General features: G+C 76.8%; 27 protein-coding genes and 1 tRNA gene. 10 read left to right on the top strand and 18 right to left on the bottom strand.

Annotated features, from left to right (window positions below; all coding sequences use genetic code 11):
- The first annotated feature begins 120 nt into the window (after positions 1-120).
- Genes BLQ97_RS04215 through BLQ97_RS04200 form a run of 4 tightly spaced genes read left to right on the top strand, consistent with a single transcriptional unit; the run spans position 121 to position 3751 of the window.
- Positions 121-1065 (top strand): ABC transporter ATP-binding protein, encoded by a 945-nt coding sequence (locus BLQ97_RS04215; RefSeq protein WP_091363408.1) that lies wholly within the window; start codon positions 121-123, stop codon positions 1063-1065.
- A gap of 24 nt (positions 1066-1089) precedes the next feature.
- Positions 1090-1908, top strand: coding sequence for an ABC transporter permease (locus tag BLQ97_RS04210; RefSeq protein WP_091363406.1), 819 nt, complete (start codon positions 1090-1092; stop codon positions 1906-1908).
- A 47-nt stretch (positions 1909-1955) separates the two neighbouring features.
- On the top strand, positions 1956-3146 hold the full coding sequence (locus BLQ97_RS04205) for a sensor histidine kinase (RefSeq protein ID WP_175471580.1): 1191 nt from the start codon (positions 1956-1958) through the stop codon (positions 3144-3146).
- Entirely contained in the window at positions 3143-3751 is a 609-nt protein-coding gene (locus tag BLQ97_RS04200) for a response regulator transcription factor (RefSeq protein ID WP_091363402.1), read from the top strand. Before BLQ97_RS04205 ends, BLQ97_RS04200 begins: the two co-directional genes overlap by 4 nt.
- Here BLQ97_RS04200 and BLQ97_RS04195 read toward each other — a convergent pair.
- From BLQ97_RS04195 to BLQ97_RS04155, 9 genes are all read right to left on the bottom strand, one after another.
- On the bottom strand, positions 3748-3939 hold the full coding sequence (locus tag BLQ97_RS04195; RefSeq protein WP_091363400.1) for a hypothetical protein: 192 nt from the start codon (positions 3937-3939) through the stop codon (positions 3748-3750). The two genes, BLQ97_RS04200 and BLQ97_RS04195, sit on opposite strands and share 4 nt — an antisense overlap.
- Positions 3936-4196 (bottom strand): hypothetical protein, encoded by a 261-nt coding sequence (locus BLQ97_RS04190; RefSeq protein WP_091363948.1) that lies wholly within the window; start codon positions 4194-4196, stop codon positions 3936-3938. The genes BLQ97_RS04195 and BLQ97_RS04190 overlap by 4 nt, the downstream gene beginning before the upstream one ends.
- A gap of 173 nt (positions 4197-4369) precedes the next feature.
- Positions 4370-6214: an acyl-CoA dehydrogenase gene (locus BLQ97_RS04185; protein WP_091363398.1), complete on the bottom strand. Its 1845-nt coding sequence runs from the start codon at positions 6212-6214 to the stop codon at positions 4370-4372.
- 140 nt (positions 6215-6354) lie between these two features.
- On the bottom strand, positions 6355-6741 hold the full coding sequence (locus BLQ97_RS04180) for a lipopolysaccharide assembly protein LapA domain-containing protein (protein WP_091363396.1): 387 nt from the start codon (positions 6739-6741) through the stop codon (positions 6355-6357).
- A 40-nt stretch (positions 6742-6781) separates the two neighbouring features.
- Positions 6782-6967, bottom strand: a complete 186-nt coding sequence (locus BLQ97_RS04175; protein ID WP_091363394.1) for a hypothetical protein — start codon at positions 6965-6967, stop codon at positions 6782-6784.
- 46 nt (positions 6968-7013) lie between these two features.
- On the bottom strand, positions 7014-7439 hold the full coding sequence (locus BLQ97_RS04170; protein WP_091363392.1) for a hypothetical protein: 426 nt from the start codon (positions 7437-7439) through the stop codon (positions 7014-7016).
- A gap of 70 nt (positions 7440-7509) precedes the next feature.
- Positions 7510-8178 carry a TetR/AcrR family transcriptional regulator gene (locus BLQ97_RS04165; protein ID WP_091363390.1) on the bottom strand — a complete coding sequence of 223 codons (669 nt, stop codon included), beginning with the start codon at positions 8176-8178 and terminating at the stop codon, positions 7510-7512.
- 212 nt (positions 8179-8390) lie between these two features.
- Positions 8391-9539 (bottom strand): ribokinase, encoded by a 1149-nt coding sequence (locus BLQ97_RS04160; RefSeq protein WP_091363389.1) that lies wholly within the window; start codon positions 9537-9539, stop codon positions 8391-8393.
- 34 nt (positions 9540-9573) lie between these two features.
- Positions 9574-10209, bottom strand: a complete 636-nt coding sequence (locus tag BLQ97_RS04155; protein WP_175471579.1) for a DUF6328 family protein — start codon at positions 10207-10209, stop codon at positions 9574-9576.
- Between the two features lie 94 nt (positions 10210-10303).
- On the opposite strand from BLQ97_RS04155, the gene BLQ97_RS04150 reads away from it, so the two are divergent.
- The 4 genes from BLQ97_RS04150 to BLQ97_RS04135 all read left to right on the top strand — a co-directional run bounded on the left by BLQ97_RS04150 (position 10304) and on the right by BLQ97_RS04135 (position 13196).
- Positions 10304-10645 (top strand): DUF3140 domain-containing protein, encoded by a 342-nt coding sequence (locus BLQ97_RS04150; protein ID WP_091363387.1) that lies wholly within the window; start codon positions 10304-10306, stop codon positions 10643-10645.
- Positions 10646-10653: 8 nt separating this feature from the next.
- On the top strand, positions 10654-11415 hold the full coding sequence (locus tag BLQ97_RS04145; protein ID WP_091363385.1) for a methyltransferase domain-containing protein: 762 nt from the start codon (positions 10654-10656) through the stop codon (positions 11413-11415).
- A 40-nt stretch (positions 11416-11455) separates the two neighbouring features.
- Positions 11456-12484, top strand: a complete 1029-nt coding sequence (locus BLQ97_RS04140; protein WP_091363383.1) for a type III polyketide synthase — start codon at positions 11456-11458, stop codon at positions 12482-12484.
- 67 nt (positions 12485-12551) lie between these two features.
- Entirely contained in the window at positions 12552-13196 is a 645-nt protein-coding gene (locus BLQ97_RS04135) for a response regulator transcription factor (protein ID WP_091363380.1), read from the top strand.
- A 4-nt stretch (positions 13197-13200) separates the two neighbouring features.
- On the opposite strand, the gene BLQ97_RS04130 is transcribed toward BLQ97_RS04135, so the two are convergent.
- The 3 genes from BLQ97_RS04130 to BLQ97_RS04120 all read right to left on the bottom strand — a co-directional run bounded on the left by BLQ97_RS04130 (position 13201) and on the right by BLQ97_RS04120 (position 16242).
- Complete coding sequence (locus BLQ97_RS04130; protein WP_139173438.1) at positions 13201-14862, bottom strand: sensor histidine kinase; 1662 nt, start codon at positions 14860-14862, stop codon at positions 13201-13203.
- A gap of 50 nt (positions 14863-14912) precedes the next feature.
- Positions 14913-15362 (bottom strand): universal stress protein, encoded by a 450-nt coding sequence (locus BLQ97_RS04125; protein WP_091363375.1) that lies wholly within the window; start codon positions 15360-15362, stop codon positions 14913-14915.
- A gap of 61 nt (positions 15363-15423) precedes the next feature.
- Positions 15424-16242 carry a putative protein N(5)-glutamine methyltransferase gene (locus tag BLQ97_RS04120; protein WP_175471578.1) on the bottom strand — a complete coding sequence of 273 codons (819 nt, stop codon included), beginning with the start codon at positions 16240-16242 and terminating at the stop codon, positions 15424-15426.
- Between the two features lie 39 nt (positions 16243-16281).
- Here BLQ97_RS04120 and BLQ97_RS04115 point away from each other — a divergent pair, with 39 nt between their 5' ends.
- Together BLQ97_RS04115 and argG are read left to right on the top strand one after the other, a co-directional pair.
- Complete coding sequence (locus BLQ97_RS04115; protein WP_091363943.1) at positions 16282-17094, top strand: sulfurtransferase; 813 nt, start codon at positions 16282-16284, stop codon at positions 17092-17094.
- Positions 17095-17149: 55 nt separating this feature from the next.
- A complete protein-coding gene (gene argG, locus BLQ97_RS04110) occupies positions 17150-18598 on the top strand; it encodes an argininosuccinate synthase (RefSeq protein WP_091363373.1) in 1449 nt (482 codons plus the stop codon).
- A 7-nt stretch (positions 18599-18605) separates the two neighbouring features.
- On the opposite strand, the gene BLQ97_RS04105 is transcribed toward argG, so the two are convergent.
- The 6 genes from BLQ97_RS04105 to BLQ97_RS04080 all read right to left on the bottom strand — a co-directional run bounded on the left by BLQ97_RS04105 (position 18606) and on the right by BLQ97_RS04080 (position 24660).
- Positions 18606-18869 carry an STAS domain-containing protein gene (locus BLQ97_RS04105; RefSeq protein WP_091363371.1) on the bottom strand — a complete coding sequence of 88 codons (264 nt, stop codon included), beginning with the start codon at positions 18867-18869 and terminating at the stop codon, positions 18606-18608.
- 120 nt (positions 18870-18989) lie between these two features.
- A complete protein-coding gene (locus BLQ97_RS04100) occupies positions 18990-19688 on the bottom strand; it encodes a TOPRIM nucleotidyl transferase/hydrolase domain-containing protein (protein WP_217637026.1) in 699 nt (232 codons plus the stop codon).
- Between the two features lie 100 nt (positions 19689-19788).
- Positions 19789-21300, bottom strand: a complete 1512-nt coding sequence (locus BLQ97_RS04095; RefSeq protein WP_245691788.1) for an HNH endonuclease signature motif containing protein — start codon at positions 21298-21300, stop codon at positions 19789-19791.
- A 149-nt stretch (positions 21301-21449) separates the two neighbouring features.
- Positions 21450-21713 carry a hypothetical protein gene (locus tag BLQ97_RS04090; RefSeq protein ID WP_091363369.1) on the bottom strand — a complete coding sequence of 88 codons (264 nt, stop codon included), beginning with the start codon at positions 21711-21713 and terminating at the stop codon, positions 21450-21452.
- A 155-nt stretch (positions 21714-21868) separates the two neighbouring features.
- Positions 21869-21939 (bottom strand) — tRNA-Gly (locus BLQ97_RS04085).
- A gap of 45 nt (positions 21940-21984) precedes the next feature.
- On the bottom strand, positions 21985-24660 hold the full coding sequence (locus BLQ97_RS04080) for an ATP-binding protein (RefSeq protein ID WP_245691786.1): 2676 nt from the start codon (positions 24658-24660) through the stop codon (positions 21985-21987).
- Positions 24661-24765 lie beyond the last annotated feature (105 nt).

Genomic DNA, 24765 nt, shown 5'->3' with positions numbered 1-24765 from the left:
GTCCCGGTCCAGGTCGTGAGGGACGGCACCTGTGCCCGGCCCGAGCCGGCGGGAGCGTGGAGGCGTGCCCGGCCCACAGCGGCCGACCCCCGGCCGACGGGCACCCGAGGAGGTCCCTCCGTGCACCCCACACCCGCCCTCGCGCCGACCCCGGCACCCGTCGTCCCGCCCGCGGTCGAGGTCACCGACCTGCGGCGCCGCCACGGCTCGTTCGAGGCCGTGCGCGGCATCTCCGTCGAGGTCCGCCCCGGTGAGGTCCTCGCGCTGCTCGGCGTCAACGGCGCCGGCAAGACCTCCGCGCTCGAGGTGCTCGAGGGCCTGGCCCCGGCCGCGGGGGGCTCGGTGCGCGTCCTCGGCGCCGACCCGCGCCGTGAGCGGGCCGCCGTCCGCCCGCACCTCGGCGTGCTGCTGCAGGACAGCGGCCTGCCCGGCGACCTGACCGTCGCCGAGACCGTCCGCACCTGGGCGGGGACGCTCACCGCACCCCGTCCGGTCGGGGAGGCGCTGGCGCAGGTCGGCCTCTCCGGCCGTGCCGACGTCCGCGTGCGCAGCCTCTCCGGCGGGGAGCGTCGCCGGCTCGACCTGGCGCTGGCGCTGCTCGGCCGCCCGCGGGTGCTGGTCCTCGACGAGCCCACCACCGGCCTGGACCCGGAGAGCCGCCGCACCGTGTGGCGGCTGGTCCGCGGCCTGGTCGACGACGGCGCCGCGGTCGTGCTCACCACGCACCACCTCGAGGAGGCCGAGCAGCTGGCCGACCGGATCGCGATCATGCGCGCCGGCACGGTCGTGGTGGCCGGCACCCGCGAGGAGATCGCCGCCAGCCAGCCGGCCACCGTGTCCTTCCGCCTCGACCCGGGCGCGCCGCGGCCGCCGGTGCCCGCCGGCGTCACGGTCGTCTCGGCCGGCCCGCGCGTCGAGTGGCACACCCACGCCCTGCAGCCGGTGCTCGCCGAGCTGCTCGCCTGGGCCGCCCGCGCCGGCGTGGTGCTGCCCGGCCTGCAGGCCCGCGCCGCCTCGCTCGAGCAGGCCTTCCTCGCCGTCGCCGACGGCGCCGACCTCGGCTGACCCGCCGCCCGACAGGAGCCCCCGATGACCGCCACCACCGCACCCGCCGTCCCGGCCGCGACCGCCGGGCCCTCCCGCCTCCGCCGCGTCGGCGCCCTCGCCCGCGCCGAGACCCTCCTGCTGCTGCGCAACCGCACCGCGGTCGTGAACTCGGTCCTCTCACCGCTGCTGCTCGTCGCGCTGGTGCCGCTGTTCGGCACCGACGAGGCGCCGCTGGGCCAGGCGCTGCTGGCGGCCGCGGCGGGCTTCACGCTGGTCTTCCTGACCTACTACAACCTCGTCGTCACCTACGTCGCCCGGCGCGAGGCCCTGGTGCTGCAGCGGATGCGCACCGGCGAGCTCACCGACGGCGAGGTGCTCGCCGCCACCGCCGTCCCCACGCTGCTGGTCACCGCCGTCCAGATGGCCGTGGTCGCGGTCGGCGTCGTCGTGCTCGGCGAGTGGCGCGCCCCGGTCGACCCGGTGCTGCCGGTGCTGGCCGTGCTGCTCGGTGCGGTGCTGATGGTGGTGCTGGCCACCCTGAGCAGCGTCTGGACCCGGACGCCGGAGTCCGCCCAGGTCACCACGCTGCCCGTCGTCGTCGCGGCCACCGCGGCCTCGGGGCTGTTCTTCCCGCTGACGGCGCTGCCCGAGGTGTTGGCCACCGTCGCCCGGCTGCTGCCGCTGACGCCGGTCGTCGAGCTGGTCCAGCTGGGCCTGTCCGGCCGGACCTGGGACGGCGCGGCCGTCGCCGGGGCCGACCTGTGGTGGGCCGCGCTGGGCCCGGTGGTCACCCTGCTGGCCTGGGTGCTCGTGGCCGGCGCGCTGAGCCTGCGGTGGTTCCGCTGGGCGCCGAAGCGCTAGGCCTGGCCCGCCCGGCGACCGGCGGTCGGTACGGCAGCATGGGTGCCGTGCCGACCGTCGCGCGCTGGTGGAGCAGCCGCACCGACCCCCAGCGCATCGACCTCTACACGCGCTGGTCGTACTACTCGACCCTGGTGCTGCTGCCCCCGCTGCTGCTGCTCGCGGTGGCCGCCGACTGGGCGGGGCCGGGCCGGTGGGTCGTGCTGCTGCTGGGCGCGGCCACCCTCGCGACGACGGGCGCCTGCCTGTGGCTGACCCACCGGGGGTTCGCCGACCGGACCGCCCGGCCCGACCCGACGGCGCTGACGGTCGCCGTGGTCGCCGGGGCGGTGACCGTCGGCGCCGCGGTGCCGGCCACCGCCGACGGGCCCTCGCCGGCGCTGCCCTGGGTCGTGGGGCTGGTCAGCGCCGCGGTCCTGCTCGGCCTGTCGGTGACGGTGCCCACCCGCCCGCTCTGCGCCGGCGCCGCCGCCGGCGGGCTGCTCGCCGGCGGGCTGTCCCTGGCCGAGGGCAACCCGCCGGCGGCCGCGCTGGTCGTGGGCGTCTCGATCGCGGTCACCCTGGTCGCGCTGGCCACCGCGTTCCGCTTCACCGTCTGGATCCTCGACGTGGTGCAGGAGATGGAGCGCACCCGCGGCGTGCAGGCGCAGCTCGCCGTCGCCGAGGAGCGGCTGCGCTTCGCCCGCGACCTGCACGACGTCATGGGCCGCAACCTCTCGGCGATCGCGGTGAAGAGCCAGCTCGCCGCCGAGCTGGTGCGCCGGGGGCGGGAGGGCGCGGTGGCGGAGCTGACCGACATCAGCCGGGTGGCCGAGGAGTCGCTGCGCGAGGTGCGCGACGTCGTCCGCGGCTACCGCGGCAGCGACCTGCCCGGCGAGCTGGCCGGTGCCCGGTCGGTGCTGCGGGCCGCCGGGGTCGAGGTGACCGTCACGGGCGAGGACGACGCGGTCGCCCTGCCCACCGCGGTGCAGACCGCGCTGGGCTGGGTGGTGCGCGAGGCGGTGACCAACGTGCTGCGGCACAGCCGCGCGCGCACCTGCACCATCGGGCTGTCGACCTCGGGCGGGGGAGCCGACCTGCGCGTGGTCAACGACGGCGTGACCGCCGACGGCGACCGCGGTGCGGGGCTGACCGGCCTGGCCGAGCGGCTGGCCGCGACCGGCGGGCGGCTCTCGGCCCGCCGCGAGGGCGACCGCTTCGTGCTGACCGCGAGCGTCCCGGTGGGGGTGCGGGTGTGATCCGGGTGCTGCTCGCCGACGACGAGAACCTCATCCGCTCGGCGCTCGCCGCGCTGCTCGCGCTGGAGGACGACCTCGAGGTGGTCGCGCAGGCCGCGTCCGGCGACGAGGCGCTGGCCATGGCCCGGGCGCACGCCCCCGACGTCGCCGTCCTCGACCTGCAGATGCCCGACCTCGACGGCATCACCGTCGCCGGCCGGCTGCGCACCCTGCTGCCGGGCTGCGCGGTCGTCATCGTGACCGGCCACGGCCGGGCCGGGCACCTCAAGCGCGCGCTGACGGCCGGGGTGCGCGGCTTCCTGCCCAAGACCGTTCCGGCGCCGGTGCTCACCGACGTCGTGCGCACCGTGGCCCGCGGTGGCCGCTACGTGGACCCGGAGCTCGCCGCCGAGGCGATCAGCGCCGGGGACAGCCCGCTGACCCCCCGCGAGGCCGACGTGCTGGAGCTGGCGGCCGGGGGTGCCCCGGTCGAGGAGATCGCCGCCCGCGCGCACCTGTCACCGGGGACGGTGCGCAACCACCTGTCCTCCGCCGCCGGCAAGCTCGGCGCGGCCAACCGGCACGCCGCCGTCGCCGTCGCCCGCCGCCACGGCTGGATCGGCTAACCGGCCTGGTTGCCGCCGCGGACGACGGAGTCGTCGTGCTGGGCCTCGTCGTCGGTGGTGAGGACGGTGTCGCTCTCCCCGGCGTCCGCGCGGTCCTCGCCCGGGACGCCGTCGACCAGGTTGCTGTCGGCCGGCCCGTCGGCGGTGTCGGGGGACTCGCGGTACCCGGTGTGGTCGGACTCGCTCATCGGTCGTTGCCTCCTCCGGAGCGCGGCGTGGGGCGGTCCACCTCGCCGGACGGGCCGTCGGTGCGGGCCCGGGCGACGTCGGAGTCGGCGCGGGCCGGCAGGTCGTCACCGCTGGCGGCGTCCCGCTCGATCGCCTCGTCGGCGGTGAGCGGGACGTCGTCGAAGGACGAGCCGGCGTCCGTGCTGCTGTCGTCCCCGGTCGCCGAGGCGGTCGGGACGCCCTGCTGGATCCGGTCGCTGCCCTGGGGGTCGCTCACGGGCTCCTCCTGTCCGACGGCGCTGTCGTCGGGTGCCATGCCCGCCGTCGCCCCCCCGAAACGACCCCCGGTGGGGAGCCGGCCTCGCGCGGCGGTGCCCGACCTCACCGCGCAGCGCGAGGTCGGGCACCGCCCGGCGGGGCCGGCCGCCTCCCGCGGGGGAGGCGGCCGGCTCAGAACGCCGCCTCGGGGACCTCCATGAGCGCGTTGTCGGTGGCCTCGGCGACGGCCCGCTCGGCGGAGAGCCGCGGCAGCACCTGCGTGCAGAAGAAGCGGGTGGCGGCGAGCTTGCCCTCGTAGAAGAACCGGTCCCGCTCGGGCACCTCCCCGGCCAGGGCGGCGAGGGCGACCTCCGACTGGCGGACCAGCAGCCACCCGGTCACCAGGTCCCCGGCGGCCATGAGCAGCCGGGTGGTGTTCTGCGCGACCCGGTAGAGGCTGGTCACGTCGTCCTGGGCGGCGGTCAGCTGCCCGAACATCGCGGTCAGGATGCCCTGCACGTCGGCGAGGGCGGTGGCCAGCAGGGCGCGCTCCTCCTTGAGCCGGCCGTTGCCCACCTCGGCGTCGATCGTGGCCTGGACCTGGCCGGCCAGCCAGGTCAGCGCGACACCGCCGTCCTTGACGATCTTGCGGAAGAAGAAGTCCTGCCCCTGGATCGCCGTCGTCCCCTCGTAGAGGGTGTCGATCTTGGAGTCCCGGACGTACTGCTCGATCGGGTAGTCCTGCAGGTAGCCCGACCCGCCGAGGCACTGCAGCGACTCGCTCGTGAGCAACTGGGTGGCGCGCTCGGAGCCGTAGCCCTTGACCACCGGCAGCAGCAGGTCGTTGACGCGGGCGGCCAGCCGCGCCTCCTCGCCGTCGGCGGTGCCGGCGGCCTCGGCCGCGGTGACCCGGTCGCGGAACGTGGCGGTGTAGAGGTAGAGCGCCCGCATGCCCTCGGCGTGCGCCTTCTGCAGCATCAGCGAGCGCCGGACGTCGGGGTGGTGGGTGGTGGTCACCCGCGGGGCGTCCTTCGACGTCGCGGTGAGGTCGGCGCCCTGCACGCGCTCCTTGGCGTAGGCCAGGGCCTGCTGGTAGCCGGCCGACAGGGTGGCGATCGCCTTGGTGCCCACGAACATCCGGGCGTGCTCGATCACCCGGAACATCTGCGCGATGCCGTCGTGGACGTCGCCGACCAGCCAGCCCCGCGCCGGCACCGGCCCGTCGCCGAAGGTGAGCTCGCAGGTCGTGGAGACCTTCAGCCCCATCTTCTTCTCGACGTTGGTCACGTACACGCCGTTGCGCTCGCCGAGCTCACCGGTCTCGAGGTCGACGTGGAACTTGGGGACGACGAACAGCGACAGGCCCTTGGTGCCCGGCCCGGCACCCTCGGGGCGGGCCAGCACGAGGTGGACGATGTTGTCGGAGAGGTCGTGCTCGGCCGAGGTGATGAACCGCTTGACGCCCGTGAGGTGCCACGACCCGTCGGGCTGCTGCACGGCCCGCGTGCGGCCGGCGCCGACGTCGGACCCGGCGTCGGGCTCGGTGAGCACCATCGTGGCGCCCCACTTCCGCTCCAGCATGAGCTCGGCGAGGCGCTTCTGGTCGGCGGTGCCCAGCTCGTGCAGGACGGCGGCGAAGGCGGCCCACGAGCCGTACATGAAGACGGCGGGGTTGGCGCCGAGCACCATCTCGAACGCGCCCCAGGTCAGGGCGTGCGGGGCGCCGAAGCCGCCGAGGTGCTCGGGCAGGTCGAGGCGGTACCACTCGCCGTCCTCCATGGCGCGCACCGACGCGGTGAAGCTCTCCGGCAGCGTCACCGAGTGCGTGGCCGGGTCGAAGACCGGCGGGTTGCGGTCGGCGTCGGTGAAGCTCTCGGCGAGCGGGCCCTCGGCCAGCCGGCGGATCTCGGCGAGCACGCCGCGCGCGGTCCCGGCGTCCATCTGCTCGAACGGCCCGGTGCCGAACCGGTCCTTGGTCTCGAGGAACTCGAACAGGTTGAACTCGAGGTCCCGCAGGTTCGCGGTGTAGTGGCCCATGCCGTCGCTCCCGTGCTCCGTGCCGCTGCGGCGAGCGTCGTTACCCGCCGGTAACGAACGGTATTACCGGCGGGTAACCAGGAGCAAGGCAGGACCGCGGGACACGCCCGCAGGGGGTGGGTCGGGGTGTCCGGTGCCGGTCAGCGGTTGCGCCGGCGGGCGGCCAGCACCGCACCCAGGAGCGCCGCGATCAGGGCCCCCAGCGCCGCGGCGATGAGCAGCGCGACGACCAGCGGGGCGCGCACGTCGGTGAAGACGAGGCTGATCGGCACGGTCTCGCCGTTGAAGACGACGAACAGCACCAGGACCACGGTGACGGCGATGAGCAGGGCGAGCGCGAGACCGCGGCCGGCGGTGCGCCCGGCCCGGCCGACGCGCGAGGGACCCGGGGACCGCGCCGGGGCGGGGGAGGTGCCGGCGGGTGCGGCGCCGGGGGTGCCGGTGGGACGGGTGCCGTAGCCGGTCGCGAGCGGGTCGGTGCCCGGGGCGGAGGGCCGGGGCTCGGCGGGCGTGCCGGGGGAGGTCATCCCCGGGGTCTGTCCGCCCCGGCCCCGGGCCAAACCGGTCTCAGTCGCGGTGCGCGGCCGGCTCGGTCCCCGCGGGTGGCCAGGAGGGACCGGCGGCGCCGTCCGCGGGGCCGGTGTCCTCGGGGCCGTCGGAGTCCGGGGCCGGCGGCCCGGAGCTGTCGCTGCCGAGGGGGCCGACGGAGCGCGGGGTCTCCGGCTCGGGCATCTTCTGCTCGGGGGTGCTCACCCTCGGCAGTCTGCGTCCCGGGCGGCCGGCCGGCGACCGCGCGGGCTCACTCCGACAGCGACGGGCCGGCCTCGTGGGCGGGGTGCCCGGCGCTGCGCTCGCGCTGCTTCATGCGGGCCTCGTAGACGTGCCGGTCGCCGTCGGAGAGCTCGGTGCGGGCGCGCTCGTCGAAGGCGCGGAACACCGACCAGTAGGAGGCGTCGTAGTCCTCGACGATCTGGAAGGTCCACCGGTCGGCGATCACGTTGCGGCCGACGAGGTCGCGGTCGAGGTCGTCGGCCAGCTCGGTGTGGCCGGCCTCCCGGAACAGCTCGACGGCGTCCTGCAGCAGCAGGTCGGCCTTGCCCGAGTGCTGGTGGAACCCGTACAGCTGGCCGCGGGCCTGCTCGATCGTCTCGAGGGCCTCGGAGAGCTTGCCCAGTCCCTCGACCGTGGTGTCGTCGAGGTCGGGGCGGCTGCGGTCGGCGGTCACCGGCCCATCCTGCGGGCTGCGTCGCGACCCCGCCCGGCGAGCCGGTGTGCCGCCGGGCGGGGGTGCGCGCTCAGGCGGGGGTGGCGAGGGCGGGGTGCGTCCCCGCGCGCTCGGCGGCGATGTCGACGGCGAGGTCGACGAGGCGCTCGGCCAGCCGGCGGCCGTGGGCGGCGGGGCCGTCGGGACCGAGCAGACCGCCGGAGAGGTACATGCCGTCGAGGATCAGGTGCACCTGCGCGGCGAGGTCCTCACCCGCGCCCGGGGCGACCAGCTCGGCGAGCCGCTCGAGGCGGCCGTGCAGCTCGAACTTGTAGTCGGCGGCGGCGACGCGGGCCGGGTGCTGGGCGTCGTCGTACTCGCTGCTGACGTTGGTGAAGGGGCAGCCGCGGAAACCGGCGCGGGTCACGTCGCGCTCGACCACGTCGACCACCGACAGCAGCGCGGCGCGCGGGTCGTGCGCCAGGCGGTGCAGCTCGGCGTCGATGCTGGCCAGCACCGTGGCGGCCTTGCGCGCGAGGTAGGCGCCGACCAGCTCGTCCTTGCTCCGGAACAGCCGGTAGACGGTCATCTTGCCCAGACCGGTCTCGCGGACGAGCTCGTCCATGCCCACACTGCGCGAGCTGCGGCCGGCGAAGAGCCGCTCCGCGGTGTCGAGGACGATCGCCTCCCGTTCCGCGCGGCTGCGGCGGACCGGGGCCGGGCTGTCGGCGTCGGCGAGGGGGAGGGCAACGGCGGTCACACCGGGGATGGTGCCGCCTCCCGTGACGGATCAGTCCACGGCGCGCCGGTCCCCCGGCACGGGTGATCGCTCCGGGTGACCGAGGGGCGAACGCGCTGGTCGGTGCGGTGGTGAGCCGTGGGACCCGTGGGACGACGCCGCCACCCGCCACCCGGGCCCCCTCCCGCGCGCGGTCACGGGCGCACGGGAGGGGTGGACGGGTCCGTCCGCCGTCAGCCGGGGCTGTCGGCGGGGCCGTCGCCCAGGGGCTGCCCCTCGGCGGGGTCCTCCGAGCGGGGGGTGCGGCCGTCGTCGGTCTGCTGCTCGCCGGGGTCGCCCTCCGCGCGCTCGGGCGTGCGCGGGGGCCGTTCGGGCTCGGTCACGGCGTCCTCCTCGGGTCTCGGGACGGTGCTCCCGGGGCTTGCCCCGTGACCGGCCGGGTGAACCTCCGGCGGTCGGCCGACCGGGACCGCGGGCGGCACGTCGGCCAGCCGCTCCCGGACCGCGGCGGGGCCGGGCAGCGCGCCCCGGGCGCCGGCCCCCGTGGTCGACAGCGCCGCCGCCGCGACGGCCTCGCGCACCGCGTCGCGCAGGTCCGCACCCCGGGCGAGCGCGACGCCGAGGGCGCCGGCCAGGCAGTCTCCCGCGCCGGTGGTGTCCACCGCCTCGACCGGCGGCGGCGCCTGCAGCAGCACCGGCCCCTCCTCCGGGACGACGAGCGCGCCGCGGGCACCGAGGGTCACCACGGTCGCGGCGGCCCCCAGCCCGCGCGCCAGCCCGGCGAGCTGCGCGGGCGAGCGCTCGCCGGGGTCGGCGCCCGCGAGCTGTACCAGCTCGTGCTCGTTGGGCACCAGCACCGACACCCGCGCCAGCAGCTCCGGCGGCAGCGGCCGGGGCGGGGCGGGGGTGAGGACGACGGTCCCGGTCGCGGCGTCGGCGGCCGCCTGCACCGCGGCGAGCGGCACCTCCAGCTGCAGCAGCACCACCGCCGCCCGCTGCACCTCGGGCACCTCGACGTCGGCCGGCGCCAGCGCGGCGTTGGCGCCGGGGACGACGACGATGAGGTTCTCGCCGCTGCCGTCCTCCACCGGGATGGTCGCCGAGCCGGTGGGGGTGCCCGCCGTCGGCAGCACCCGCGCGGTGTCCACCCCCGCCTCACCGAGCGCGGCCACCTGGCGCGCGCCGGCCGGGTCGTCGCCCACCCGGCCGACCATCGCGACGCCGGACCCGGCCAGCCGTCCCGCGGCCGCCGCCTGGTTGGCGCCCTTGCCGCCGGGCGCGAGCACCGCCTCCCGGCCGACCACGGTCTCCCCGCGACCGGGCAGCCGCCCGACGGCGACCAGCACGTCCTCGTTCAGGCTGCCGACGACGGTGACGGACACGGACGACCTCCGGGAGGGGCGGGGGTGCGGGCCCTCATCCTGCGGGCCGGTCGCCCCCACCGGCGGGTCCGGGGTCGGTGCCCTCCTCGGTGCCCTCCTCGGTGCCCTCCTCGTCGCCCTCCTCGTCGCCGTACCCGTTGCCGGCGCGCCGGGCCCGGACGGGCAGCCCGTACCAGAGGCCGACGGCGACGAGGAGCACCAGCGCGCTGCCGAGCAGGCCCGGACCGCGCCCCAGGACGACGTCGAGCACCAGCAGCACGCCGCTGCTGATGGCCAGCACCAGCAGCGCCAGGCCGACCACCAGCATCCGGTCGGCCATCGCGATCAGCGCCGCCTTCTGCCGCCGCCGGAACACCAGCCGGTGGAAGGAGACCGGCGCGATGAGCACCACCGTGGCCAGCGCCGTCGCCAGCAGGGTCACCGTGTAGACGGTCAGCGCGAAGGCGTCGAGCTCGGTGAACCGCTGGGTGAAGGCGAGGCCGAGCAGGAAGGCGAACAGCACCTGCACTCCGGTGATCGCCACCCGCAGCTCCTGCAGCAGCTCGGCGAGGTTGCGGTCGAGCAGCTGGTCGAGGGTCTCGCCGCGCGCCCGGGCGCTGCGCAGGGCGGCCGCCCGGGAGCGGACGCGCGGCGGCGTGCCGTCCTCGGCGCCCGGCCCCTCCCCGCCCACGCCGGACCCGGTACCCGGCGGCCTCGTGGCCCGACACCCGTTTCCCGAGGTCGGCGGCGCGGTACCGGCGTCAGCACGCGACCGAGGAGGCACCGTGGCCGACGACGACCGGGACACGATCACGAAGGACTTCGACGAGGCGGTCAACATGAGCGCCGCGGAGCTGCAGAGGTGGCTGGACAGCGACGAGTCGCAGTCGGTCGGCCAGAAGAGCGGTGGCTCGGGGGAGTCCACCGGGCACGAGTCCGGGCGCCGGATCGTCGAGATCCTGCGGAAGGAGAAGGGCGACCTCACCGACGAGGACTACGCCCACATGAAGAAGGTGCACGGCTACGTGAAGCGGCACCTCGCGCAGGAGCCGGCGAAGGAGGACGTCGAGGACTCCCGGTGGCGGTACTCGCTGATGAACTGGGGCCACGACCCGCTGAAGAAGTAGTCCGCCGCGTGCGCCTCGACGACCCGCGCCGCAACGACCCGGCGCAGTACGACGCCCTCGCCGACCAGTGGTGGGAGGCGTCCGGCGGCTTCGCGATGCTGCACTGGCTGGCCGCCTCGCGCGCCGGGCACGTCCCGCCGGCCGCCGGGCCGGGCGCGCTGCTGGTCGACCTCGCCTGCGGCGGCGGGCTGATGGCGCCGCACGCCGCGCGGCTGGGCTACCGGCACGTGGGCGTCGACCTCAACGGGCCCGGGCTCGCGGTGGCCGCGCGGCACGGGGTGCTCGCCGTCCGCGGCTCGGTGCTGGCCGTGCCGCTGCGCGACGGGTGCGCCGACGTGGTGGTGGCCGGGGAGGTGCTCGAGCACGTGGACGACGACGTCGCTGTGCTGGCCGAGGCCGCCCGGGTGCTGCGGCCCGGCGGCACGCTGGTCGTCGACGCCATCGCCGCCACCCGGCTGGCGGGGCTGATCGCCGTCCGGATCGCCGAGCGGCTGCCGGGCGGCCCGCCACCGGGGATCCACGACCCCGCGCTGTTCGTCGACCGGCGGCGGCTGCTGGCCGCGGCCGACCGGCTGGGCCTGGACCTCCGGCTGGTGGGCCTGCGCCCGTCGCTGCGCGACGTGCTGGCCTGGCGGCGCGGCCGGCGCGCGGTGGTGCGCATGCGGGAGCTCCCGACGACGGCGGTGCTCTTCGCCGGCTACGGGCGCAAGCGGGAGGACGGGGAACCGCGGGAGCGCGCCACCGGGGCCGCACGTACGGTCGGGGCATGACCTCGCTGCTGACCAGCACGTCGGCCCCGGGGCAGCGCCGGTGAGCACCGCGGTGCTCACCGGCGCCGGCGCCGCGCTCCCCGCGTCCCTGGACCAGGACGCCGCCTGGGAGGGCTTCTTCGCCCGGCACTACGCGGGCGTGCGGGCGGCCCGCCGGATCTGGGACGGCTCCGGGGTGCGCAGCCGGCACGCCGTCGCCAACCCCGTCGACGAGGACCTCAGCCGGTGGAGCACCGGCGCGCGGATGGCCCGCTACGTCCAGGAGGCGCTGCCCCTGGGCAAGCAGGCGGTCGCCGGTGCGCTGGACGACGCCGGCCTGGCGCCGGGCGACGTCGGCCTGTTCGCGGTGGCCACCTGCACCGGCTACGCCACCCCCGGCCTGGACATCCGGCTGGCCAGCGACCTCGGCATGCCGCCGGGCCTGCAGCGGCTGCTCGTCGGCCACATGGGCTGCTACGCGGCGGTCCCGGGGCTGGCCGCCGTCGGCGACTTCGTCACGGCCCGCTCCCGCCCCGCGGTGCTGCTGTGCTGCGAGCTGACCAGCCTGCACGTGCAGCCGGCCCGGCGGGAGCTGGACCAGGTGGTCGCGCACGCGCTGTTCTCCGACGCCGCGGCCGCCGTCGTCGTCGAGCCCGGCGCCGGCCGCGGGCGGCGGCTGGCCGGGGTGGTCGCGCGGACCGACCCCTCCACCGCCGACCACATGACCTGGGACGTCACCGACCTGGGCTTCCGGATGGGCCTGTCGCCGCGGGTGCCCGACGTGCTGTCGCGGCACGTCGGCGACGTGGTCGCCGAGCTGCTGGACGGCGCCGGCCTGCGGGTGGAGGACGTGGCCGGCTGGGCGGTGCACCCCGGCGGCCCGCGGATCCTCGACGTCGTCCGCGACGAGCTCGGGCTGAGCGAGCAGCAGATGGGCGCCTCCCGGCGGGTGCTGGCCGAGCACGGCAACTGCTCGTCGGCCACCGTCCTGCTGGTGCTGCAGGAGCTGGCCGACGTCGACGGCCCGGTCGTCGCGATGGCCTTCGGTCCGGGACTGACCTTGTACGCAGCGCTACTGCTGCCCGCCTGAACGCGCCGTCGGAGCCGATCCGGCACTACGCTGTGTCACCACAGCCGCCGTGCAGGGGAGGCCGCCCGTGTCCGCCACCTCGTCCCCCGTCCGGGTGTTCCTGATCGACGACCACGAGGTCGTCCGTCGCGGTGTCGCCGAGGTGCTCGAGGACGACCCCGGGCTGGTGGTGGTGGGGGAGGCGGGCAGCGTCGCCGAGGCGCTCGCGCGCGGTCCCGCCGTCCGGCCCGACGTCGCCGTCGTGGACATGCGGCTGCCCGACGGCGACGGCGCCGACCTCGTCCGCCTGCTGCGCGAGCGGCTGCCCGCGGTGCGCTGCCTGGTGCTGTCCAGCTACGCCGACGAGGACGCCATCGCCGCCGCCCTCGCCGCGGGCGCGGCCGGGTACGTGGTCAAGCAGGTGCGCGGCGCGGACCTGGTCTCGGCGGTGCACACCGTCGCGTCCGGCGGCACGCTGACCAACGGCCCGGGCCGGCGACCCCGCGCCGACGGCGAGGTCTCGCGGCGGCTGGCGGTGCTCACCGAGCAGGAGCGCAGCGTGCTGGCGCTCATCGGCGAGGGCCTGACCAACCGGCAGATCGGCGAGCGGATGGGCCTGGCGGAGAAGACGGTGAAGAACTACACCAGCCACCTGCTGGCCAAGCTGGGCCTGGAGCGGCGCACCCAGGCCGCCATCCTGGCCACCGAGCTGCGCGGGCACCGGCCCGGCTGAGCGGTCACGCGGGCGGGCGCGGGACCGTCCAGGTCACCTGGGTCCCGGCCGGGCCCCCGGCGGTGGTCAGCCGGCCGCGGTGCCACGCGGCCCGCTCGGCGAGGTTGGCCAGGCCGCTGCGCACCGACACCGCCGGCAGGCCCCGGCCGTCGTCGGTGACCACCACGACGACCTCGCCGGAGGGGTTCTGGTCACCGGCGTCCACGGTCACCGCCACCCGGGTGGCGTCCGCGTGCCGGACGACGTTGCTCACCAGCTCGCGCACGACGGCGAGCACGTCGGCGGCCAGCGCGGCCGGCAGTCCCTCGAGGTCCCCGCGCAGCCGCAGGTCCGGCTGCACCGCCGAGCCCTCGGTGGCCTGCCGGACGGCGTCGGTGAGCAGCCGGCCCAGCCCGGCGGGGGCGGTGGCGCCGTCGTGCAGGCCGAAGATGGTCGAGCGGATCTGGGCGATCGTGGCGTCGAGCTCGTCGACGCTGCGGCCCACCCGGTGCGCGGCGTACGGGTCGGCGTCCTCCAGCGCCCGGCCGACCCGGTCGAGGCTGAGCGCGGTGGCGTAGAGCCGCTGGACGACGTGGTCGTGCAGGTCGCGGGCGATGCGGTCGCGGTCGGCCTGCACCTGCAGCCGGCGCTCCCGCAGCTGGCTGCGGGCCAGCTCCAGGGCGACGGCGACCTGCGCGGCGAAGGCCGACAGCGCGTCGAGGTCCTCGGTGTCGAACGGCTCGCGCCCGTCCCGGCGCAGGCAGATCACCGTGCCGAGCGAGCGACCCAGCGGCGCGATGACCGCCGACCGGTAGTCCGGGACGAGCTCCACCGCCACCGGCGCGTGCCGGCCGTGCACCGGGTCGGCGCGGATGTCGTCGACGAGCTCGCCGACCCCGGTGCGGTGCACCCGCCCGACGTGGGTGTCCCGCAGGGGGATGTGCACGCCCTCGAGCTCGTCGGCTGCCGGCCCCGCGGCCGCGACGATGGTCAGCGCGCCGGCGCCGTCCTCCTGCGCGACCAGCACGCCCGCGAGGTCGGCCCCGCTGAGCAGGTGCGCGCGCTCGACCACCGTCTGCAGCACCGCGACCGGGTCGGCGCCCGACAGCAGCGTCGTCGACACCTCGGTGGCCGCCTGCACCCACGCCCGGCCCCGCTCGGCGGCCTCGGCGAGCCGCGCGTTCTCGATGGCCAGCCCCGCCGCGGCGGCCAGCGCGAGCACCGCCTCCTCGTCGGCCTCGGTGAACGGCCCGCCGTCGCGCTTCTCGGTGAGGTAGAGGTGGCCGAAGACGGCGTCGCGCACGCACACCGGGACCCCGAGGAAGGAGCGCATCGGCGGGTGCCCGTCGGGGAAGCCGACGGACGCCGGGTGGGCGCCGAGGTCGGCGAGCCGCAGCGGCACCGGGTGCTCGACGAGCTGGCCGAGGATGCCGTCCCCGGCCGGCAACCGGCCGATGCGCTCGCCGTCGCCGTCGTCCATCCCGGCGATGACGAACCGGTCCAGCCGGCTGCCGTCGCGGGTGAGCACGCCGAGCGCGCCGTAGGTCGCGTCGACGTGCGCGACCGCGGCCTCGACGAGGTCGCGCAGCGTCGCCTCCAGGTGACCGCCCGCGGCCGCGGCCCGCACCGCGGCGGCCAGCGCCGGTTCTCCCCCGGTCGGCGGGCCCTCCGGGCCGGGCGGGGTCACGGCCCGTCCGGAGGGTCTGTCCTGCCTCCGCCGGTCGACGGCGGGGGGGTTCACGCGCCGCGGGCCAGGCGGCGCCCGTGGGAGCGGGGGACGACCGGTCGCAACAGCGTGCGGCCGGATCCGGAGACGAGCACCAGGTCACCGCCGCGGCCGGCGGCCTCCAGGGCGTCGAAGACGGGCTGCTCCACGGTGGCCGTGCGCACGCGGCCGGTCACGCCGGTCTCCGCGATCGCCCGCACCACCTGCGCCTCGACCTGGGCCAGCACCTCGGCCCGCTGCCGCTCGCCGGCCCCGCGCGGCACCGGCACCAGGCTGTCGGCCGAGCCGTCGACCACGCCCGCGGCGAGCACCGTGCCGTCCCGGCGGGCCGCCTCGCGCAGCGCCCACACGAGGGCCCCGTAGGAGGAGGGGGAGCCGTCGACGTGCACCACGAGGCGGGGGCGGGGGCGGCGCGGCAGCAGGGGAGCCAGCCGGAGCGGTTCCACGGGCGTGTCGGCCATGTGACGATCCTCGCGTCCACCTGCCCGTTCGGACAGGGACCAAGGACCCGGAAAGCGGAACTCAGACGGCCGATCCGCAGGTGGGAGTGGCCGTGACGACGGTGGTCCCGTCGTCGGGGTCGGTGTCGGTCCGGACGTCCAGCCCGGCCGCGCCGGCGGCCGCCGCCAGCGCCGGCGCCTGGGCTGCGCCCACCTCGACCAGCAGGCCGCCCCCGGGGGCGAGCCAGGCCGGCGCGCCGGCGAGCACCCGGCGGTGCACGTCCAGTCCGTCGGGACCCCCGTCGAGCGCGGTGCGCGGCTCGTGCAGCCGGGCCTCCGGCGGCAGGAGGTCCAGCGCGGCGGTGGGCACGTAGGGCGCGTTGACGACGAGGACGTCGACCCGGCCGCGCAGCCGCGGCGGCAGGGCGCCGTAGAGGTCGCCGCCGTGCACCTGGCCGCCGACCGGGCCGAGGTTGCGCCGCGCGTAGGGCAGCGCGGCGGGGTCGACGTCGGCGGCGTGCAGCTCGTGCAGGCGCACGGCGGTGGCCAGTGCCAGCCCGACCGCGCCGGAGCCGCAGCACAGGTCGACCGCGACCGGTCGCCGTCCGGTCCGGGCGGCGACGGCCCGCGCCACCTCCGCCGCGCGCGCGACGAGCGCCGCCGTGCGCTGGCGGGGGACGAAGACGCCCGGGCCGACGGCGATCCGCAGCCCGCAGAACTCGACGGCGCCGAGCAGGTGCTCCAGCGGGGACCCGGCGGCCCGGCGTCCGGCCAGCGCGTCGAGGTCGGCGGCGTCGGCCGCGGCACCGGCGAGCAGCCGGGCCTCGTCCTCGGCGAAGACGCAGCCGGCCGCGCGCAGCCGCGCCACCAGGCCGGCCTCGTCGGCGGGGGAGAGCAGCACGCGGCCAGGCTCGCAGACGGCGCCCGTAGGGTCGCCGGCGTGCTGCCCCCTGTCGTCGACGTCGCCTGGTGGCGGGACCACCGCGGCGGCGTCCGGCTCGCCGACGTCCGCTGGTACCTCGACGGCCGGTCCGGCCGCGCCGCCTACGAGGCCGGGCACCTGCCCGGCGCGGTGTTCGTCGACCTCGACCGCTGGCTGGCCGCGCCCGGCAGCCCCGCCGAGGGCCGCCACCCGTTGCCCGACCCGGAGGTCTTCGCCGCCGGCCTGGCCGCTCTGGGCATCGGCGACGACGACACCGTGGTGGCCTACGACGACGCCGGTGGCGTGATCGCCGCCCGGCTGGTCTGGCTGCTCCGGGTGACCGGCCACGAGGCGGCCCTGCTCGACGGCGGGCTCGCCGCCTGGGACGGCCCGCTGGAGCAGGCCGAGCCCGCGGTCCGGCCCGCGGCGTTCACCGCCCGGCCGTGGCCGGCCGAGCGGCTGGCCGGGATCGAGGACGCCGTCGACCCGGCGAACCTGGTGGTCGACGCCCGCGAGCCCGCCCGCTTCCGCGGCGAGCACGAGCCGGTGGACCCCCGGGCCGGGCACGTGCCCGGCGCCGTCAACGTGCCGTGCCGGGCGAACCTGGACGGCGACGGGCGCTTCCTCCCCGCCGCCGCGCTGCGCGAGCGGTTCGCCGCCGCGGGCGTGACGGGTGCGGACCCGGTGGTCGTGTACTGCGGCTCCGGCGTGACGGCCTGCCACGACCTGCTGGCGATGGAGCGGGCGGGGCTGCCGGCCGGCCGGCTCTACCCCGGCTCGTGGTCGCAGTACAGCGGCGACCCCGACCGACCGGTGGCCACCGGGGGTTGAGCCGGGTGGGTGGCCCACCTGTGAGTCGTCATGCAGGGTCGTGCATACTGATGCCATGTCCAAGGTGCTCAGCCAGCTGCCCGTCGGCGAACGCGTCGGGATCGCCTTCTCGGGTGGTCTGGACACCTCCGTGGCGGTGGCCTGGATGCGCGACCGGGGCGCCGTCCCCTGCACCTACACCGCCGACCTCGGCCAGTACGACGAGCCCGACATCGCCTCGGTGCCCGGCCGCGCCGGGGCGTACGGCGCGGAGATCGCCCGGCTCGTCGACTGCCGGGAGGCGCTGGTCGAGGAGGGCCTGGCGGCGCTGACCTGCGGCGCCTTCCACATCCGCTCGGGCGGGCGCAGCTACTTCAACACCACCCCGCTGGGCCGCGCGGTCACCGGCACGCTGCTGGTGCGCGCGATGCTCGAGGACGACGTGCAGATCTGGGGCGACGGCTCGACGTTCAAGGGCAACGACATCGAGCGCTTCTACCGCTACGGCCTGCTGGCCAACCCGTCGCTGCGGATCTACAAGCCGTGGCTGGACGCGCAGTTCGTCGACGAGCTCGGCGGCCGCAAGGAGATGTCGGAGTGGCTGACCGCGCACGGCCTGCCCTACCGGGACAGCGCGGAGAAGGCCTACTCGACCGACGCCAACATCTGGGGCGCCACCCACGAGGCCAAGCGGCTCGAGCACCTCGACGCCAGCATCGAGATCGTCGAGCCGATCATGGGCGTGCGGTTCTGGGACCCCGCCGTGGAGATCCCCACCGAGGACGTCACGATCGGCTTCGCGCACGGGCGGCCGGTGTCGATCGACGGCAAGGAGTTCGACTCCGCCGTCGACCTGGTGCTCGAGGCCAACGCGATCGGCGGCCGGCACGGGCTGGGCATGAGCGACCAGATCGAGAACCGGGTCATCGAGGCCAAGAGCCGCGGCATCTACGAGGCACCGGGCATGGCGCTGCTGCACGCGGCCTACGAACGGCTGGTCAACGCCATCCACAACGAGGACACCCTCGAGACCTACCACCTGCAGGGCCGCCGGCTGGGCCGGCTCATGTACGAGGGCCGCTGGCTGGACCCCCAGGCGCTCATGCTGCGCGAGTCGCTGCAGCGCTGGGTCGGCATGGCGGTCACCGGCGAGGTGACCCTGCGGCTGCGCCGCGGCGAGGACTGGTCGGTGCTCGACACCACCGGGCCGGCGTTCAGCTACCACCCGGACAAGCTGTCGATGGAACGCACCGAGGAGCCCGCCTTCGGCCCCGGCGACCGGATCGGGCAGCTGACCATGCGCAACCTCGACATCGCCGACTCCCGCGCCAAGCTCGAGCAGTACGCCGCCCTCGGGATGGTCGGCACCGAGCAGCCCGCGCTGGTCGGTGCGGCGCAGGCCGCGGCCACCGGGCTCATCGGCGCCATGCCGGAGGGCGGCGCCGAGGCGATCGCCTCGCTCGGCGCCCGCGGCGGGGACGAGGAGCTGCTCGACCGGGCGGCGATGGAGTCCGGCACCGACTGAGCCGCCCTCAGAGGCCGAGGGCCTCGCGCAGACCGAGGAGGGCGGCGGCCCGCCGCAGACCCGGGTGCGGCGGGTCGACCACGAGGCACCCGCCGGAGCGGCGGGCGGCGAGGACCAGCCGGGCCAGCAGGTCGACGGTGGCCAGGTCGACGGACGCCTGCGGGTCGACGGTGACGACGACGGCGCGTCCCCGGGTGACCAGCAGGGCCACCCGCGCCCAGGCCGGGCCGTCGTCGACCGCCGGCACGGCCACGACCTCCGCCGCGCTCATGCCCTCTCGACCGGCGCCCGGCGGCGGACTCATCGGTCGCGGCGGCTGCGACGGGTCCCGGGGGCGCCGGCGGTCGACCCGGTGTCCACGAGCGGGCGGGCGCGCTGCGCCGCGGTGGGCTCACGCTGGAGAGAGTGCCGGCAGTGCGCCGAGCCGGGTCGCGGCCAGCAGCCCCTCCAGCGGGGCGGGCGTCGCCGACGGGTCGAGCCGCTCGGCGAGCGCCCGCGCGTAGCGGGCCTTGCGGCCGCTGGTGGTGCCGAGGAACCGGTGCAGCTGCTGCTCCGGAGGACGTCCCCGGTGGGCGGGCTGGTGCCGGAGCGTGGCCAGCCCGCGCGACTCGCCCTGCTCCCGGACCACCGCCTCGACGCCCGCCGTGCCCACCGCCCGGATCAGCTCGTCCTCGAGGTCGGCGACGCACGCGAAGAAGCCGCGTCGTGCCAGGTCCGCCCGGGAGGCCGGGGCTTCCGGCCCCGACCCGTGTCGGGCCAGTGCCGCGCGGACGACGGGTTCCTCCGCGGCGTCGTAGAGGCCCGCGACGCGGACGTCGAGCCCGCGGGGCCCGAGGACGGCCAGGTGGCGGCGGACGTTGGTGGCCCCGCCCATCGGGACGACGCACACGCCCTCCGCGGCCAGGTTGCGCCCCTGCGCCGCCGCGACCGCCACCACGGCCTCGTGGTCGCTCAGCCCCTCGACGAGCACCACGGTGTGGGTGCCGGCCGCCGCGCACAGCCGCCGGGCGGACGCCGCGGCCTCCTCGTCCCCGACGCCGCGCGCCGCCCAGGTCCGCAGGGCCGAGACCAGCGGTCCGGGTTCGGGCACGCGGCGACCCTCGCAGTCGCGCCCGGGACCGACAACCGGGTTGTCGGGTGCCCACGAGCGTTTCTGGTGGTCGCGGATGGCCCTGCCGGCGCGCCGGGTGTCAGAAGGGCGGCAGGTCCTCGTCGGGCTCGGCCGGCTCCTCCGGTGGTGGACCCGTGTCGTCCGCTCGCTCCGTGGTGGCGGCGCCTGGTGGTGGTCGCATCCCCGGTGGCCTGGTCGTGCGGGTGATCCCGGACGGGGTGGTCACGGTGAGCACCCCGTCGGCGCTCATCTCGAACCGCCAGCCGCGGGCGAAGGTCTTGAGGCGGTGGTGGCTGCGGCACAGGCAGCACAGGTTCGCGCAGTCGGTGGCGCCGCCGTGTGCGTGCGGGATGACGTGGTCGGCGTCGGCCCACCCCACGCGTTGGCCGCAGCCGGGGAAGCGGCAGGTGCGGTCGCGGGTGTGCACGAAGGTCTGCTGCGCCGCACTCGGGTCGTACCGATCGACCGGCGCGGGCCGGTCGAGCACCGCACACCCGCACCCGTCGTCCGGGTGCTCCGGGCAGCCGCGGCGGGCGAGGCGGCGGAGCTGGTCGAGGGTGCTGGTGGCGCGCAGCGCGCCGTCGTCCTCGGTGAGCGCCAGCGTCACCGACCCACCCTCCGGGGTGCGCAGGCCGAGGGTGTCGAGTGCGCGCAGCAGCTCGCGGAGATGGCCGATGGTGATCGGCAGCCCGTTGACCTCGCCCGCCTCGGCCGACTCCCCGCGCAGCGCCTCGAGGCTGGCGATCAGCTGCAGGTGCGCGGTCACCGCCGGACGGCTGGTGTCCCACGGCCGCTGGATCAGATCCGCCAGCACCGCCGCACGCAGCTGCCCGATGGGCCGCTCGTCGCCCTCCTTCTTCAGGAGCACGGCCAATTGGTCGACCAGGTCGACGCAGGCCGCCGCCACCGGCGCCGGCAGGTCCGCGGCCAGCGTGGACATGCCCTCCCGCGGGGAGGGATAGACCCGCACGTCGGCCTGCCGCTCGGCGTCCTTGCGTCGGGCATCGACCGCGTCGGCATCGACCGCCAGCAGCGCCGCGACGGCGCGCTTGCGCAAGGTGTGGGTGGTCCAGCCCGCGGCCTGCCCGATCAGCCGGGCCTCGACCTCGCGGGCCACGATCGGGTCGGTGTGCTGCAGCACGTCGACGAGCACCTTCACCCGCGCCTCGTCCAGCAGCCCCGAAGCGAGCGCCGCCCAGGTCGCGGGCAGCGACTCCCGGTAGACCCAGGCCCGGTGCGCGAGCAGCGACGCTGACCGGCGGCCGCAGTTGAGCACCACCGCCAGCTCGGCGGTGAAGAACTCCGAGACACCCGGAAGCTCGGGGTCCGGCGCCCACGACCCCCGTCGCGCCCCCGGTGTCCCGGGCGGTGGGTCGAGGTCGTCGGGACTGTCGTCGGCCAGCCCGAGGACCAGCTCGGCCTCGTACGCGGCGTCCATCGCCTTGCGCGCCTGCACCCGCGCCAGCTCGGCGGCCTTCTGCTCCCGCGACAGCAACGCCACCGGCAAGCGCTGCACCTCCGGCGCACCCGCGACGAGCAGGTCGAGCAGACCGCCGTCGCACGGCGGCGCGTCCTCCCCGATCTGCTCCACGAACCGAACCTACGACCCGGGTACGACAGTTTCCGCAGGTGAGGAGCGTGTGGGGACGGGGCCAGCTCGAGTCGTCGGTGAAGTCAGCACCTCTGCCGTCAATCGGTCAACAGGCCGGTCGCCATGTGCCTCGTGGGCCTGCTGACGTCTCAGTTGGCCAAGCTCCCCGTGATGCTGCTCGCGGCGCCGACCACGACGCTGGCCGCGGTGAGGCCCACCGCCAGGTACGTCCGCCACAAGTTCGCGCCGACCACGGAGTCGCCGATCAACTCACGGATCTCGCCGACGTCGTGCCAGGTGCTGGGCTTCGCCTTCTCGCGCTGGATGTCGAGGTAGCCGAGGACGCTCATCGTCAGGCCGGCCAGGCCGAGCACCGCGGCAGCAACGGCGAGGGCGATGCTCCAGCTGGTCACCTCCCAGAGGCTGCCACGGCCTCCGAGCTGCTCGGGCAGTGTCCCGCGGTGTCCCCGGCGGGCTCGCGACAGCGGCGGACCCCATACCCAGCGGTCGACCGGGGGGGGCAGAGGTCCAGGACCGGGGCGAGCGCGTGGGTGACGTCTCGGATGGGAGCGGGTGAGGGGAATCGAACCCCCACTGTCAGCTTGGGAAGCTGATGTTCTGCCATTGAACTACACCCGCGGTGGCCCTGGAGCCGTCCGCCAGCGTAGCAAGCCGCGGCGCCGGTCAGGCCGCGGTGCCCCCGTCGGAGGGGCGCGGGCTGCGGATCACGACCGTCGTGCCGTCCGGACCCGGGGTCGCCACCACGTCGGCGACGGCGCTCATGAGCATCGACCCGCGGCCGCGGTCCATGCTCGCGGTCCGCTCGCGCCACTGGCCGTGGTCGCGGACGGCGATCTCGACGGCGTCGTCGTCCACCGCCACCCGCACGTCGACGAACGGCTCGGTCGGGTCCTGGGCGTGCTCGACGGCGTTGGTGGCGGCCTCGCAGGCGGCCAGGACGAGGTCGTAGGCGCGGTCCTCGTCGAGCCCGGCGTCGGCGAGCAGCGCGCGCAGCCGGCGCCGCAGCGGCGGGATGGACGCGCGGGTGGACGGGAAGCGCCACACGGTCGCCGACGCGGTGGCGGACTTGACCGGGGCGGGGACGGTGGGGGTGACCCGTTCGTCCCGGGGGCGGGGCGGCCGCGGCGCCGGGTGGCCTGCCGGGGCCGGGGCCGGGGCCGGGGCCGGGGGCGCGGGCTCGCGGCGGCCGCGGGAGCGCTCGAGCACCGCGCGCAGCCGGCCGAGCAGCTCCGCGGACTCGAAGGGCTTGGCCAGGTAGTCGTCGACGCCGGCGTCGAAGCCCTCGACGGCCGCCTCCTGCCCGGCTCGGGCGGTGAGCATGACGACCGGGACGGCGCCGGTGCCCGGGTCGGCGCGCAGCGCCCGCAGCAGCCCGAAGCCGTCGACGCCGGGCATCATCACGTCGGTCAGCACGACGTCCGGCCGCGCGCGGGCCACCTCGCGCAACGCCTCCTCGCCGTCGGGCGCCGTCCGCACCGTCCAGGACGGGGACAGCAGTCGGGTCAGGTAGGCGCGCATGTCGGCGTTGTCGTCGACGACGAGCACGGTGCCCAGGACGCCGTCGTGGGCGGCCGGGCGGTCGGACCAGGTCGGGCCGTCGTCCCAGGGGGTCAGCGCGGCGCCGCGGACGGCGGCCGTTCCCGGCAGCGGGACGGCGGTGGTGTCGGGCTCGCCGAAGGGCAGCCGCACGGTGAAGGTGCTGCCCACCCCGGGCTCGCTCTCGACGTCGGCCGTGCCGCCGTGCAGTGCGGCCAGCTCGCGCACCAGCGCCAGGCCCAGGCCAGTGCCCTCCCGGCTGCGGGCGGGGGAGTCGGTGACCCGGTGGAAGCGCTCGAAGAGCGCGGGCAGCTCGGCGGCGGGGATGCCCACGCCGGTGTCGGAGACGCGCAGGACGACCTCGTCGCCCTGGGCGCGCAGCGAGACGGTGATCCCGCCGACGAAGGTGTACTTGACCGCGTTGGCGACCAGGTTGAGGACGACCTTCTCCCACATCCGCGGGTCGACGGCGGCCGGGCGCGGCAGCGGCGGGCAGTCGACGGTGAGGGTGAGCCCGGCCCGCTCGGCGGCGGCGCGCAGGACGCCGGCCAGCTCGGCGGTGGCGGTGGCCAGGTCGGTCTCGACCCGGACGGCCGCCGTCCGGCCGGACTCGATGCTGACGAACTCCAGCAGGTCGTCGACCAGCCGCTTGAGCCGCTGGCCGTTGCGCAGCGCGAGGGCCAGCTGGTCGCGCACGGCGGGCGGCAGCTCGCCGCCCGCGTCGGTCAGGGCGTCGGTGATCGGCGCCAGCAGGAGGGTCAGCGGGGTGCGCAGCTCGTGGCTGACGTCGGAGAAGAAGGTGGTCTTGGCGCGGTCGAGCTCGGCCAGGGCCTCGGCGCGGGCGCGCTCGGCGGCGTAGGCCCGCGCGTCGACGACGGCGCCGGCCACCTGTCCGGCCAGCAGCTCGTGGAAGGTGCGGTACTCGGCGTCCAGCGCCCGGTTGGGGGTCACGCCCACCAGCAGCGCGCCCACCGGCTCGCGGCCGGACCCGCCCGACAGCGGGAGCACGACCGCGTCGGTGACCGGGTCGCCGAACGGACCACCGGGGACGCCGAGGCCGGCGACGTCCACCGTGGCCAGCTCCCCGGCGGTCGCGGCGACGGCGGGCAGCCGCTCCGCGTCCACCCCGGTGACCGCGGCCCGGTGCAGCCGCCCGCCGTCGTCCCCGGTGAGGTAGACGGCGGCGAGGGGGACGTCGAGCAGGCCGTCGTCCAGCGCGCGGCAGACCCGGACGGCGAGGTCGCGCTCGTCCTCCCGCCGGCCGGCGGCGGTGGACACCGCGTGCAGCAGCCGCTGGCGCCGCTCGGCGACCACCTGGCGGGTCACCTCGGTGCACACCGCGTGCATGCCGGCGACCTCACCCGCGTCGCCGAAGGCGGGGGCGTGGGAGACGGTGAAGTAGGTCTCCTCGCGGTAGCCGGCGCGCTCGAGCAGGAGCAGCAGCTGGGGGATCCAGGACGCCTCGCGGGTGGCCATGGCGTGCTCGACCGGTTCCTGCAGCGCCGCCCACCCCTCGGCGAGGGTCACCCGCAGGTCCTCGCCGATCGCGGCGGGGTGCTTGGCGCCGATGAGGGTGGCGTAGGCGTCGTTGTAGAACTGCGTGTACCGCGGTCCCCAGGTCAGGATCATCGGGAAGCGCGAGGCCAGCACCGTGCGGACGGCGTGGCGCAGGGCGGCCGGCCAGCGCTCCACCGGCCCGACCGGCGTCGTCGACCAGTCGAAGGCGGCCATCAGCCGGCCGTTCTCGCCGCCGCCGGCGAAGACGCTCCCGGTGTCGGGGCCCACGGCGGGATCCGCGGGCACGGGCACCTCCAGGACGACCCTCCCCGCGCGCAGGCCGGGGCGGACCCGCCCGGCATCAGGACCAGGCGGCCGACCGGCCGCCGCACTGGCGGCCACGGTACCCGC

The organism is Geodermatophilus telluris (assembly GCF_900102745.1).
Classification (GTDB): Bacteria; Actinomycetota; Actinomycetes; order Mycobacteriales; family Geodermatophilaceae; genus Geodermatophilus; species Geodermatophilus telluris.
Note: the sequence above shows the minus strand (reverse complement) of the source record. Positions and strands in the feature narration are given on the sequence as shown.